The sequence below is a fragment of the Ruegeria sp. AP12 genome (assembly GCF_056540025.1).
Genome location: NZ_JBQFVZ010000001.1, coordinates 575,156 through 587,953, shown reverse-complemented (window position 1 = coordinate 587,953; position 12,798 = coordinate 575,156). Strand labels below are relative to the sequence as shown.

The window sequence follows — 12,798 nt, the reverse complement described above, 5'->3', positions numbered from 1 at the left end:
ATGAGCGACGTTACTGCATTGCGGGTGGCCGACCTGCCACAAAACGCCCCAACCCCGTTCGAATTGCGCCCGGGAAAGGACGTGTTGGAGGCTATTGGCCGGGATCTGGGCCTGCTCGGCCTGCGCAAGCTCAGCTTTGTCGGGGATCTGCGCGCAGCAGGAAAACGCGACTGGGCGCTGTCCGGCAAACTGGGGGCGACTGTGATTCAGCCCTGTGTGGTAACGCTTGAACCCGTGACCACCCGGATCGACATCCCAGTTTCGCGCCTATTTGTGGCCGATTGGACCGACCCTGACGAGCCCGAGTTCGAAATCCCCGAAGATGACGAGACCGAGCCATTGGGCGCTGAGATCGACCCAGCCGCCGTGATGGTCGAGGCGCTTTCGCTGGCCCTGCCCCAATACCCACGCAAGGACGGGGCCGAATTGGGTCAGGCCGACTATACCGAACCGGGCAAACAGGCGATGACGGATGAGGATGTCAAACCCTTCGCAGGGCTGGCGGAATTGCGCGATGCCCTGAAAAAAGACGAGTGACAGAGGTCTGATTTCCTGTCATAGCAGGCGGTCAGAAAAATCACTTGAACATGACGAGAATCGCAGTATTTTCGCGCGCTCATCGGATTTTGGGTTGGACATTTCGGGGCTGGTCCCCTAAACGCGCGTCAAACCACGATAAACGAAATATGAAACCACGGTCGGCGGCGAATCTGCTGACCCTCAGTAGACAAAGGTTGAGACCATGGCCGTCCAACAGAACAAAGTTTCCAAGTCGCGTCGCAACAACCGCCGCGCACACGACGCTCTGGTTGCTGCAAACCCGAACGAATGCCCGAACTGTGGCGAGCTGAAGCGCCCGCACCACGTTTGCGCATCCTGCGGCCACTATGACGATCGTGAAGTCGTCGCGCAGGCCGACGAAATCGACCTGGACGAAGACGCAGCCTAAGCCTGATTGAGCGCAGGCCAAGGCATGACTGAACAACCCACGCAAGCCGAACGGATCACCATCTCGGTTGACGCTATGGGGGGGGACGAAGGTCCCGCAGTTGTTGTTGCAGGCCTCGCGGAATCGGCCAAAAAGAACCCCAATATCGGGTTTCTTCTGCACGGTCCGGAAGACATGCTGCGCAAGCTCGTGGCAAAACGGCGCGTCCTTGAAGGGCGCGTCGCTTTTCGTGATTGCCCCGACGTGGTCACGATGGAAGACAAGCCCAGCCAGGTTGTGCGCAGCGGCAAGCAGACCTCGATGTGGTCCACGCTTGAGGCCGTCCGTCAGGGCGAGGCGCATGGCGCGGTGTCCTGCGGCAATACCGGCGCGCTGATGGCTTTGTCGATGATGCGCCTGCGCAAACTGCCCGGTGTGAACCGCCCGGCGATTGCGATTCTGTGGCCTTCGCGCAACCCGCAGGGGTTCAATGTGATGCTGGATGTCGGTGCGGATGTGCGCGCCGACGCCAAGGATCTGCTGCAATACGCCCTGATGGGCGCATCTTATGCCCGTAACGGCATGGCCCTGCACCGCCCCCGGATCGGGCTGCTGAATGTGGGCACCGAAGAACACAAGGGCCGCGCCGAGTTAAAAGAGGCGCATGCCATGATCGCCGATTTCGCCGAGCCTGCGAATTTCGATTTCGTGGGTTTTGTCGAAGGCAGCGACATTCCCGGCGACAAGGCAGATGTCATTGTAACCGATGGGTTTACCGGCAACGTCGCGATCAAGACCGGGGAAGGCACCGCCAGCCTGATTGGCGACCTGCTGCGGCAGGCGTTCAAATACACGCCACTGTCCCGGCTGGCCTCGATCCTTGCCATCACCTCGCTGAACCGTTTGAAAAAGCGGATCGACCCGCGACGTGTAAATGGCGGTGTGTTCCTTGGGCTGAACGGCACGGTGGTTAAATCCCATGGCGGCGCTGACCCGACCGGTGTGTCGGCGGCGGTCAAACTGGCCTTCACCTTGGCCGAGTCGGGTTTTGCCGAAAAATTGGCGGCACGGGTTGCATCGACGGCCCAGCTTGCACAAGATGCCGCGCAGTCTGCGCCGCAGACGGAAAAATAACAAAAAAGGCAGTACCCCAGCATGGCAGGCCGCTCAGTTGTTGTAGGTGTCGGGCATTATTTGCCAGAACGCGTTGTTCCGAATTCCGAGTTCGAAAAGACACTCGACACCACCGATGAATGGATCCGGACCCGGTCCGGGATCGAACGTCGCCATTTTGCAGCCGATGGGGAAACCACTTCGGATCTGGCCACCAACGCCGCCCAGGCGGCCCTTGCGGATGCCGGGCTTGAGGCGGACGATATCGACGCCATCGTCCTGGCCACCTCAACTGCTGACCTGACCTTCCCTTCCGCCGCGACGATGGTTCAGGCGCGGCTGGGCATGACCAAGGGGTTTGCCTTTGACGTACAGGCCGTCTGCGCCGGGTTTGTCTTTGCCCTCAGCAATGCCAACGCGCTGATTCTGTCGGGTCAGGCCAAACGCGTTCTGGTCATCGGGGCCGAAACGTTTTCGCGAATCATGGACTGGACGGACCGCTCGACCTGCGTCTTGTTCGGCGATGGCGCGGGGGCACTGGTGCTTGAGCATCAGGAAGGCCACGGCACCTCAGATGACCGGGGCATCCTGGCCACCGATCTGAACTCGGACGGGCGCTATCGGGAGTTGCTGTACGTGGATGGTGGCGTATCGACGCAATCCACCGGCTATCTGCGCATGCAGGGCAATCAGGTCTTCCGCCACGCTGTTGAAAAGCTGACCAAAACGGCCGAAACCGCCCTGTCGAGCGCTGGCCTGTCCAACGAGGATGTCGACTGGATCGTGCCGCATCAGGCCAATATCCGCATCATTCAAGGCACCGCCAAAAAAATGGGCCTGCCGATGGAAAACGTGGTCGTAACCGTGCAGGACCACGGAAACACCTCGGCCGCCTCGATCCCGCTGGCCCTGTCGGTGGGCAAACAGCGCGGGCAAATCAAGCCCGGCGATCTGTTGGTGACCGAAGCCATCGGCGGCGGCTTGGCCTGGGGCGCGGTTGTCCTGCGCTGGTAACAAGCGCATTCCAGCTTACACACCCGCCTGCAATTCATTGATATTGACAGCGAATTTGCGTGGACCCTATGCTTTGATATCAACAGGGGAAAAAGGTATGGGCGACAAAACACTGACCCGAATGGATCTGAGCGAGGCCGTCTTTCGTGAGGTGGGCCTTTCACGAAACGAAAGCGCGCAGCTGGTCGAAAGCGTTCTGAACCACATGTCTGACGCTTTGGTGCGCGGCGAGCAGGTGAAAATCTCGTCTTTTGGTACGTTCAGCGTTCGTGACAAAACCGCCCGTATCGGTCGCAACCCCAAAACCGGCGAAGAGGTTCCGATTCAGCCGCGCCGCGTGCTGACCTTCCGCCCGTCGCATCTGATGAAAGATCGCGTCGCTGCCGGGAATCGCAAGTAACCCGAGGGCCGCACGGACATGAGCAAATCTCCCGACGCGTTTCGCACAATCTCTGAGGTTGCGGACTGGCTCGGTGTTCAGGCCCATGTTCTGCGGTTTTGGGAAAGCCGGTTTACCCAGGTCAAACCTGTCAAACGGGCCGGAGGACGGCGGTACTACCGCCCCAATGATATGCGCCTGCTGGGCGGTATCAAAAAGCTGCTGCATGAAGATGGCATAACGATCAAAGGCGTGCAGCGCATTCTGCGCGAACAGGGCATCGCGCATGTCGCGTCGCTGTCGCCAGAGCTGGACGATGTTGCAGCGTCTGAAAGCGCCGGTGATGATACTGTCGTGCCCTTCACTTCCGCCCCTGCCCCTGCGTCGAAACAGATTCATATGGATTTGGGCGAACCGCAGGCGGCGCAGCCAGACGATGCACCCGCGCAGGAACCCGAACTGGACGCAGCCCCGCTGATGGGGGGAATCGCCTCACTGGCCTGGAACCGGTCCGAGTATGATGAGGAACTTCTGGGCCGAATCGCGCCACTGGCGAAAGACCTGCGCAAATGGCTGGATCGGGTCGAAACCCAAGCGGCGGGATAGGACAAAAAGGCAGTGTTTTCCTCTTGCCCCTGCCGGGAAATTCTTTATGAACACCTCAACGTCGGGCTATGGCGCAGCCTGGTAGCGCGTCCGTCTGGGGGACGGAAGGTCGCAGGTTCGAGTCCTGCTAGCCCGACCAAATCACACCGACGTTTATGGCAGATTGGCCAGATCCCGCTCTGGCATCAGGGGGGATCGGAATGACAGGTGTATGTCCAAACCAACAGATCGAAGCGATGATCGCACGCGGTGAGATCACCGCCAGCCCGGATGTCATCCCTGCACAGGTGCAACCGGCCAGCCTTGATCTGCGTTTGGGAACAGTGGCTTACCGGGTACGCGCTTCGTTCCTGGCGGGCGAAGGGCGCTCAGTCGCCGACCGGCTGGCCGAGTTCGAGATGCACCGCATCGACATCACCGACGGGGCCGTTCTGGAAAAGGGCTGCGTCTATCTGGTGCCGCTGATGGAATCGCTGGCCCTGCCCGACAGCATCACGGCCGTGGCAAATGCCAAAAGCTCGACCGGGCGTCTTGATCTGTTGACCCGCACCATCACCGATGGCGGAACCGAGTTTGACCGCGTCCCCGCAGGCTATGCCGGACCGCTATACGCCGAGATTTGCCCGCGATCATTCTCGGTGCTTGTCCGTCCAGGGATGCGTCTGAACCAGATCCGGTTCCGTCAGGGACAAGCCGCTTTGACCGACGCGGAACTGATGACGCTGCACGGGGAATCGCCTTTGGTCGATGGGCCTGCGGTGATTCAGGACGGGCTGGGGTTCTCGGTCGATCTGCAACTGCCCGACAGCGATCTGGTGGGGTACCGCGCAAAACCCCACACCGGGGTGATCGATCTGGACCGGATCGGCGAATATGACCCGCAGGAATATTGGGAAGAGGTGCGCACCACGGACGGTCGCATCATCCTCGACCCCGGCGCGTTCTACATTCTGGTCAGCCGCGAGGCGGTGCATATCCCGCCCATGTATGCCGCCGAAATGGCCCCCTATCTGGCCATGGTCGGCGAGTTTCGCGTGCATTACGCGGGCTTCTTCGACCCCGGATTCGGCCATGCCGCCGCAGGCGGTGCCGGGTCGCGCGGAGTGCTGGAGGTACGCTGCCACGAGGCCCCGTTTGTGCTGGAGCACGGGCAGGTCGTCGGGCGGTTGGTTTATGAGAAAATGGCCGAGATGCCTACGCAGCTATACGGTGCGGGCATTGCGTCGAACTATCAGGGTCAGGGCCTGAAACTGTCCAAACATTTCAAGGCCGTAGGGTAGTTCTCAAAACTTCATGAACCGGCGCATCTGCCGCGTCATCCGCTGGGCTTGGCGCAGGTTCTTTGCGTGATTTGCCGTGTTGGGGCGTTTCTGCGGACCCGGCGCTGCATCGGGCTTTTGACCTTTGCGGGCGGCCATATCAAACCCTTTGTCCACGCCCTTGTTGACAAGACGGCGCATGACCTGTCGCACGATCATGTCGATGATCCGATTGGCATTCATTGCTCAACTCCGTTTCTCAAACCACAAGATAGGCATCCTGTGCGGCAACAAAAGGGCGGCGCGATCACTCTTCCTCGAACAGCTCGCTTTGATCCTCATTCTCAGCGTCGTCCTGTCTTTCCCCCAGCGGGATAGTGCCCGGCGGTGGGCGGTTTTCCAGCAACCCCGCGGCGCGCAGTTCTTTCAGCCCGGGCAAGTCTCGGGCGTTTTCCAGCCCGAAGTGATCCAGAAACTGCGGCGTCACCACGAACGTCACCGGGCGGCCCGGCGTCATCCGGCGGCGGCCGAGCCTGATCCACTCCATCTCAAGCAACTGGTCGATGGTCCCGCGAGACACCGAGACACCACGAATTTCCTCGATCTCGGCCCGAGTACAGGGCTGGTGATAGGCCACGATAGCCAGCGTTTCGATTGCCGCACGGCTTAGCTTGCGGGTCTCGACCGTTTCTTTTTGCATTAGAAAACCAAGATCGGCAGCGGTTCGGATCGCCCACGCGTCGCCGACGCGCACAACGCGAACACCGCGCCCCTCATAACGTTTCTGCAACAATTCAACCGCTTGCGCGGCGTTGCTGCCATGAGGCATCCGCGCTTCGAGGTCGGCAATGGTGACCGGCTCGGCGCTGGCAAACAGCACCGCTTCGACCATGCGTTCCTGCTCGGCCAACGGGGGCGCTTCGAACAGGGTGCCGGTCTCTTCGGGGGTGTCAGTCACGTGTTTCGGTCCTCTTGCGCAATTGGATCGGGGCAAAGGTGTCGCTTTGCTTGATCTCCATGTGTCCTTCTTTCACCAACTCCAGCGAGGCCGCAAAGGTCGCCGCCGTGGCTGATCTGCGCCGCACCGGGTCGGCGTCCCAGCCTTGGGGCAGATAGGTCTCCATATCCGTCCATGTCCCCGCAAACCCGATCAGCGGGCGCATTCGTTCCAATGCCTGCTCCATCGTGAAGACGGCATCGCGGTCCATCACAAAGGGGCGGAATTCGTCGCGGGTGCGGATACGCGCATAGCCCTGCATCAGGTCCAGCAGCGTGGCGGAATAGGTCACGGTGCGGATGCGGGTCACATCCTCGCCCTGCCCGCGCTTGAAGAAATCGCGCCCCAACTGGTCGCGCGCCATCAGACGCGCGGCGGCGTCGCGCATGGCTTGCAGACGTTCCAACTGGAACGCCAGATGCGCCGCCAGTTCCTCGCCCGACGGCCCTTCGTCATCCGGGTCCGGCGGCAGCAGCAAGCGGGATTTCAGAAAGGCCAACCAAGCGGCCATCACCAGATAATCGGCGGCCAGTTCGATCCGCAGCGCCCGCGCCTTTTCAACAAAGGCCAGATATTGCTGCGCCAGCGCAAGAACCGAGATTTTTCGCAGATCGACCTTTTGCGTGCGCGACAAGGTCAGCAGCACATCCAGCGGGCCTTCGAACCCGTCAACGTCAACAATCAGCGCCTCGGCGGCCAGCCGATCGGCGACCGAGACCGGGTCTTCGCTGAAAAGGTTATCGTTCATATACCTGCCCGCCCATTAGGGCAGATAGTTCCGCCTCGGCGGCCTGAATGTCAAGTTCCGCAGGGGTTTTGCGCATGGTCAGGGCGCGCTCTGCGCGGGTCTGCGCCGCCTGCGTCATCTGGCCCGCAGCTTCCAGCACCTCGGCCCGTTCGGCAAAGCTGCCATTGCAGTGCAGAACAACGTCACAGCCCGCCTGTAGCGCCTGCCGCGACAGGTCCGCGACAGAACCGCTGAGCGCCTTCATCGAGATGTCGTCGGTCATGATCAGCCCTTCAAACCCGATAACCTCGCGGATCACACGCATCATCGGGGCTGAAATTGTGGCCGGGGTCTGGTCAATCTGTTCGAACACCAGATGCGCGGTCATCCCCATGGGCAGATCGTTCAGGGTTCGGAAGGGCGCAAAATCCGTCTCGGTGAGTTCGTCCAGCGACAGATCAACACGCGGCAGGTCGAAATGTGTGTCCAGCGTCGCCCGACCATGGCCCGGCATGTGTTTTACGACGGGCAGAACCCCGCCATCCAGATGCGCTTGAGCCACGGCGCGCCCGATCTGACCAATCGTGCCCGCATCCTCGCCGTAACAGCGATTGCGCAGAAAGGCATGGGTTTCCGCCCGTGCGGTATCCACCATTGGGGCGCAGTTGCTGTCGATCCCAAGCTCGAACAATTCATGCGAGATTAGGCGATAGCGCAGATACATGGCCCGTTCGGCCTGATCCCCTGCCCGTTCCGCGTGATCCAGTGGCGGCATCCATTCGCGGGCCAGTGGCGCGCGCAGGCGCTGCACGCGCCCGCCTTCCTGATCGATTGTGATGGGACAGTTGCGCCCGACGGATTCGCGAAAATCATCGCAGAGCGCGCGCACCTGATCGGTGCTTTCAATATTCCGGGCAAACAGAATGAACCCGAACGGGTTCAACTCGCGGAACAAGGCCCTTTCATCGTCGGTCAGCCGCAGACCTTCGGCATCGGTGATTGCGGCACCGAAACTCACCTGACGGCCACCGGGATGCAGTCAGCCCCTTGCGCCACCAGCGCGGCGCAGAATTGACGCGAGTCGCTCAGGTCTTCAAATCCCAGTACCCGCAGGCGATAAAACGTGCGTCCACCGCTTGAGGTTCGCTGGATAACGCGCTGTTTACCCTTCATATATTCGCCAAATCGGCCATCCAGACGGGACCATTCCGCCTTGGCCACATCGGCGCTTTCAAATGCCCCAAGCTGCGCCAAACGGGTGCCCTTGCTCAGCGTGTCGGGGTCAACATCCAGACCAGCCGCGGCCTTCACGGCGGCATTGATCGCATCCTCCGAGGCAGCAGCGGCCGAAACACGGCGCGCGGGCCGCGTGTTGGGACGCAGCGAGCGGCGCACGCCCGGCAGCTCCGCAATCGCCGGATCGGGCAGAGATGCGGCGAGATCGGCGGGGTCAATGGCGGGTTCTTCCTCGGGTGTTGCCAGCGCGGCAACCTGCACACCGGGTTCCGCCTCTTGCTGATTCCGCGCAGCCTCACCCGCCAGTTCAGCGACCAGCGCGTCAACCGCGTTCTGCCGCAGCTCCGCCGCCTCCTGGTTCGAAATCGGCTCTTCCACCACATGCAGCGCCTGGGTTGGCTTCAACTCTCCGGCGGGCAGGTCTTCGTCGGTCAGCGAGACCGGGCGTGGGGCAAGGATCAGGCGATCCGCAGGTGCCGCAGCCGAGCCTTCGGCAGCGACGGCATTGACGGCAAGCCCCTGATGGTCGGCAGGCTGGCCACCCGGATTTTCGGGCTGAATACGCATCGGCCCTTCGGCGGCGCGCACAACCGGGACGCCACTGACATCCCGCATGACCAACTTGTAGCTCCAGATACCGACACCGGCGACCAGCGCCAGAGAAGCCACCGCCCCCAGCACATTCACCGCCTTGCCCAGCCCGAAAGAGCCACGCGGCGCATCGCCAGCCTGCGCATCCTGTGCATGCGGTTGATTCGTGTAATGCATATGCTCGGGGCCTTGCTGCCCCGAGTAATCGTAACTCGCCATATCCGCCTCACTGCCCGTTTGCGCCTTAAAAACACGGCGCGCGGGTCATTTCTTGCCTACCTCAGACCGGCGTTTCGGGCGATTTTGTTACCGCATCTCCTGCGCCGGAGTGACGCCAAGAATACCCAAGCCCGCTGAAATCACAACAGAAACAGCCCGCGCCAAGGCGATTTTCGACTGGCTTGTGGCAACATCGCCATCGTGAATGAAGCTGTAGGATTCATCATCTTTGAATTTATTGTACAGAGAATGGAAATCCCCAGCGAGTTCATAGAGATAGAAGGCTACCCGATGCGGTTCGTTAGTACGAGCTGCTATCTCCACCAGACGCGGCCACTCTGTCAGTTTCTTTGCTACGACCAACTCAGCCTCACGATTGATGATAGTGAGATCAGCTTTGGCGAGCGTCGCGTCATCGGCAGCTATGTCGAGCTCTGCGGCTTTACGCAGCACTCCCATGACCCGTGTGTGTGCGTACTGGACATACCAAACCGGATTTTGCTGACCACTTGCCAACACCTTGTCGAAGTCGAAATCCAAAGGCGCGTCATTCTTGCGGGTCAGCATAATGAAACGGGTCACATCCGGGCCAACCTGATCGACCACATCGCGCAGGGTGACAAAATTCCCCGCCCGCTTGGACATTTTGAACGGTTCGCCGTTCTTCCACAGCTTCACCAACTGAGTCAGCTTGATATCCAGCGGCACCTTGCCATCGGACAGCGCCGACACCGCCGCCTTCATCCGTTTGACATAACCACCATGGTCCGCGCCAAACACATCGATCAGCGCGTCAAAACCACGGCTCACCTTGTCATAGTGATAGGCGATATCGGGGGCGAAATAGGTCCAGCTGCCATCGGATTTCTTTACCGGGCGGTCGACGTCATCGCCATGCTCGGTCGACTTGAACAGAGTCTGCTCACGGGGTTCCCAATCCTCGGGCTTTTTACCTTTTGGCGGTTCCAGTACGCCTTCATAGATCAGGCCCTTGTCGGTCAGCGACTCCAGCGCAGCCTCGATCCGACCTGTGCCATAGAGGGATTTCTCCGAGAAGAACACATCCATCTCAACGCCCAGCGCCTTCAGGTCGGCGCGGATCAGGTCCATCATCGCGTCGGTCGAGAATTCCCGCAGCTCTTCCAGCCACTCGGCCTCGGGCTTGTCGATCAGGCTGTCGCCGTATTTCTCTTTCAGCGCTTCGCCAATCGGGATCAGGTAGTCGCCCGGATACAGCCCTTCGGCAATCTCGGGGCTGAGGCCATTGGCCTCGCGATACCGTTCATAGGCCGAGCGTGCCAGCACATCCACCTGCGCGCCGCCATCGTTGATGTAATACTCGCGGGTCACGTCATGACCCGAATAGGCCAAGAGGCTTGCCAAGGCATCGCCGAACACCGCCCCCCGCGTATGGCCCACATGCAGCGGGCCGGTGGGGTTGGCCGAGACATATTCCACGTTAACCTTCTGCCCCTGCCCCATGGTCGAGCGGCCATAGTCGGTGCCCTGCTCCAGCACCGCCGCCAGTACGCCCTGCCAGACGGTCGGCGCAAGCCGCAGGTTCAGAAAGCCCGGCCCGGCCACCTCGGCACTGGTGATGCGCGCGTCCTCGGCCAGTTTCCCGGCCAGCATATCGGCAATGTCGCGCGGCTTCATTTTCGCCGGTTTCGCCAGCACCATCGCCGCGTTGGTCGCCATGTCGCCATGCGCCGCATCGCGCGGAGGTTCGACCGCCACGTTGTCAAAGCTCAGCCCCTCGGGCAGCGCGCCTTCGGACTGCATCTGCGCCAGCGCGTCCAGTACAAGGGCGCGGATCTCGGAAAACAGGTTCATTACGGATGTCCTTTTGCTTGCCGCGCGGTTTACCACGCACCACGCCAAGGTCAATGGACGCCTAAAGTTTGCGCTTGGTTTACCGTCAAAGCCCGCTAGTGTCGGCAGAAATCCACGAACCGGAGATCCGACAATGCGCCTTGCCCTGCCGCTGAGCCTGATGCTGACCACTGCCCCGCCACTATGGGCCGATATGCCCGCGCCGCAGGGCCATGTGCTGCTGACACTGGGCGGAGCCGTGACCGAGACCAACCTGCCCGCCCGCGGCCAGAATGACGGCGGGCTGCTGGGTTATCTTGAGGTCCAGCACGACGGCGCGGCTGGTTTCGATGCTGTGATGCTGGACGGGCTCGAACAGGTCGAGATCACCATAGCCTACGGCCCCGAGGGAAATCAGCGCGACATCGCATTCTCCGGCCCGCGCCTGTCAGATGTGATGACCATGGCCGGGGCCGAGGGGAAAACGGCAAAGCCGATGGCGATGGATGGCTATCAGGCCGAAATCCCGTGGGACAGCATCTCAGCACATCAACCGATTGTTGCCACGCACGTCGATGGAAACCCGATGGGCATCGGCGGTTATGGCCCGACCATGATCGTCTTCCCGCCCACCGACGACCCCGATCTGGCGCAGGAACAGGCCAGTCAGCAGGTCTGGGCACTGGCCTATATCGGGATCGAGTGATCAGCCTCCGGTCAGCCGCGCATGATCCTGCAGGGCGAACCGGTCCGTCATGCCCGCGATGTAATCCGATACGATCCGGGCCAAAGCCGTCTCATCACCGGCGGCTTCGATATCGTCATGCCAATGACCCGGCATCTGTTTCGGGTCATTCAGATAGATAGGGAACAGTTCCTCGACTACTTTGCTGACCTTGGCCCGCACCTCCATCACCGAAGGCGCGCGGTACATTCGCGTGAAAAGAAAGGCGCGGATTTCTTTCAACTGGGTCCAGAGATCGCCCGAGAACTGGATGACCGGAGACCCAAGGTGCCGGATATCTTCGACAGACCCCGCCCCCGACGCCGCGATCAGATCAGCCGAGGTGTCAATGACGTCCGAGACCATAACACCAAAGACCCGCCGCAGCGCTTCATGCCGACGGCGATAAGGGTCGAGACCCGGGTATTTGGCGCCCACCTCGGCAAAACAGGCCCCGACAATCGGTAGATCCTGAATGTCCGCATCCGTGAACAGGCCCGCCCGCAACCCGTCGAACAGATCGTGGTTGTTATACGCGATATCGTCTGAAAGTGCCGCCACCTGCGCCTCGGCGCTGGCATGGGTGTGCAGTTCAAGGTCAAACCCCTGATTGCATTCGGCCAGTGCCCAGGGCAGTTCGCCGACCACCGGGCCATTATGCTTGGCGATCCCTTCCAGACATTCCCATGTCAGATTGCAGCCATCAAACTCGGCATAGTGACGTTCCAGCTTGGTCACGATCCGAATGGCCTGCGCATTGTGATCAAACCCGCCATAGGGCGCCATCAGCGCGTGCAAGGCGTCCTCGCCTGTATGCCCGAACGGCGTGTGTCCCAGATCATGAGCCAAAGCCACGGCCTCGGTCAGTTCGGGGTTCAGCCCCAACGCCCCGGCAATGGTACGCGCCACCTGAGCGACTTCGATGGAATGGGTCAGACGGGTGCGATAGCTGTCGCCTTCATGCTCGACAAACACCTGCGTCTTGTGTTTGAGCCGCCGAAACGCGCTGGCATGAATAATCCGGTCGCGATCACGCTGAAAGCATGACCGGAAACTGCTCTCCTCCTCCGGCACCAGCCGCCCCCGCGCGCGGGCTGGGTCCGAGGCAAAACCCGCTCTTTCCAAAGGTCTTGTCCTTGTCGCCTGTCCTGAGGTTTCATATATTGTACCCGGCTTAGGAAATAAACCTTTGG

At 61.0% G+C, this 12,798-nt stretch carries 15 protein-coding genes and 1 tRNA gene; 9 read left to right on the top strand and 7 right to left on the bottom strand.

All coding sequences use genetic code 11. The features are described 5' to 3' along the window. From ACR0E6_RS02980 to ACR0E6_RS02945, 8 genes are all read left to right on the top strand, one after another. The gene (locus ACR0E6_RS02980) at positions 1–537 is read left to right on the top strand and encodes a DUF177 domain-containing protein (protein ID WP_170629173.1); all 537 of its coding nucleotides are present in this window, start codon (positions 1–3) and stop codon (positions 535–537) included. Positions 538–742: 205 nt separating this feature from the next. After that, on the top strand, positions 743–949 hold the full coding sequence (rpmF, locus tag ACR0E6_RS02975; protein WP_008756996.1) for a 50S ribosomal protein L32: 207 nt from the start codon (positions 743–745) through the stop codon (positions 947–949). Positions 950–973: 24 nt separating this feature from the next. Then, on the top strand, positions 974–2,062 hold the full coding sequence (gene plsX / locus ACR0E6_RS02970; protein WP_480580818.1) for a phosphate acyltransferase PlsX: 1,089 nt from the start codon (positions 974–976) through the stop codon (positions 2,060–2,062). A 21-nt stretch (positions 2,063–2,083) separates the two neighbouring features. After that, the gene (locus tag ACR0E6_RS02965) at positions 2,084–3,055 is read left to right on the top strand and encodes a beta-ketoacyl-ACP synthase III (protein ID WP_170519165.1); all 972 of its coding nucleotides are present in this window, start codon (positions 2,084–2,086) and stop codon (positions 3,053–3,055) included. A 97-nt stretch (positions 3,056–3,152) separates the two neighbouring features. Further along, positions 3,153–3,455: an integration host factor subunit alpha gene (ihfA, locus tag ACR0E6_RS02960; RefSeq protein WP_008755922.1), complete on the top strand. Its 303-nt coding sequence runs from the start codon at positions 3,153–3,155 to the stop codon at positions 3,453–3,455. Between the two features lie 18 nt (positions 3,456–3,473). Further along, positions 3,474–4,040 carry a MerR family transcriptional regulator gene (locus ACR0E6_RS02955; protein ID WP_480580815.1) on the top strand — a complete coding sequence of 189 codons (567 nt, stop codon included), beginning with the start codon at positions 3,474–3,476 and terminating at the stop codon, positions 4,038–4,040. 62 nt (positions 4,041–4,102) lie between these two features. After that, positions 4,103–4,179: transfer RNA gene (locus ACR0E6_RS02950), tRNA-Pro, on the top strand. A gap of 61 nt (positions 4,180–4,240) precedes the next feature. Beyond that, a complete protein-coding gene (locus ACR0E6_RS02945) occupies positions 4,241–5,320 on the top strand; it encodes a 2'-deoxycytidine 5'-triphosphate deaminase (RefSeq protein WP_480580814.1) in 1,080 nt (359 codons plus the stop codon). A 3-nt stretch (positions 5,321–5,323) separates the two neighbouring features. Here the strand turns inward: ACR0E6_RS02945 and ACR0E6_RS02940 are convergent, their stop codons facing one another. From ACR0E6_RS02940 to argS, 6 genes are all read right to left on the bottom strand, one after another. Continuing rightward, positions 5,324–5,542 (bottom strand): hypothetical protein, encoded by a 219-nt coding sequence (locus ACR0E6_RS02940; RefSeq protein WP_170450070.1) that lies wholly within the window; start codon positions 5,540–5,542, stop codon positions 5,324–5,326. Positions 5,543–5,606: 64 nt separating this feature from the next. Further along, on the bottom strand, positions 5,607–6,257 hold the full coding sequence (scpB, locus tag ACR0E6_RS02935) for an SMC-Scp complex subunit ScpB (protein ID WP_170629146.1): 651 nt from the start codon (positions 6,255–6,257) through the stop codon (positions 5,607–5,609). Beyond that, positions 6,250–7,044: a segregation and condensation protein A gene (locus tag ACR0E6_RS02930; RefSeq protein ID WP_170450066.1), complete on the bottom strand. Its 795-nt coding sequence runs from the start codon at positions 7,042–7,044 to the stop codon at positions 6,250–6,252. The genes scpB and ACR0E6_RS02930 overlap by 8 nt, the downstream gene beginning before the upstream one ends. Next, positions 7,034–8,041 carry a beta-N-acetylhexosaminidase gene (nagZ, locus tag ACR0E6_RS02925; RefSeq protein ID WP_480580810.1) on the bottom strand — a complete coding sequence of 336 codons (1,008 nt, stop codon included), beginning with the start codon at positions 8,039–8,041 and terminating at the stop codon, positions 7,034–7,036. Before nagZ ends, ACR0E6_RS02930 begins: the two co-directional genes overlap by 11 nt. Continuing rightward, the gene (locus ACR0E6_RS02920) at positions 8,038–9,069 is read right to left on the bottom strand and encodes an SPOR domain-containing protein (protein ID WP_480580808.1); all 1,032 of its coding nucleotides are present in this window, start codon (positions 9,067–9,069) and stop codon (positions 8,038–8,040) included. The genes nagZ and ACR0E6_RS02920 overlap by 4 nt, the downstream gene beginning before the upstream one ends. An 87-nt stretch (positions 9,070–9,156) precedes the next feature. After that, positions 9,157–10,902 carry an arginine--tRNA ligase gene (gene argS, locus ACR0E6_RS02915; RefSeq protein ID WP_480580805.1) on the bottom strand — a complete coding sequence of 582 codons (1,746 nt, stop codon included), beginning with the start codon at positions 10,900–10,902 and terminating at the stop codon, positions 9,157–9,159. Positions 10,903–11,035: 133 nt separating this feature from the next. On the opposite strand from argS, the gene ACR0E6_RS02910 reads away from it, so the two are divergent. Next, on the top strand, positions 11,036–11,587 hold the full coding sequence (locus ACR0E6_RS02910) for a putative pterin-binding protein (RefSeq protein WP_480580803.1): 552 nt from the start codon (positions 11,036–11,038) through the stop codon (positions 11,585–11,587). On the opposite strand, the gene ACR0E6_RS02905 is transcribed toward ACR0E6_RS02910, so the two are convergent. Continuing rightward, positions 11,588–12,730: a deoxyguanosinetriphosphate triphosphohydrolase gene (locus ACR0E6_RS02905; RefSeq protein WP_480580801.1), complete on the bottom strand. Its 1,143-nt coding sequence runs from the start codon at positions 12,728–12,730 to the stop codon at positions 11,588–11,590. It lies immediately after the preceding gene. Between the last annotated feature and the right edge of the window lie 68 nt (positions 12,731–12,798).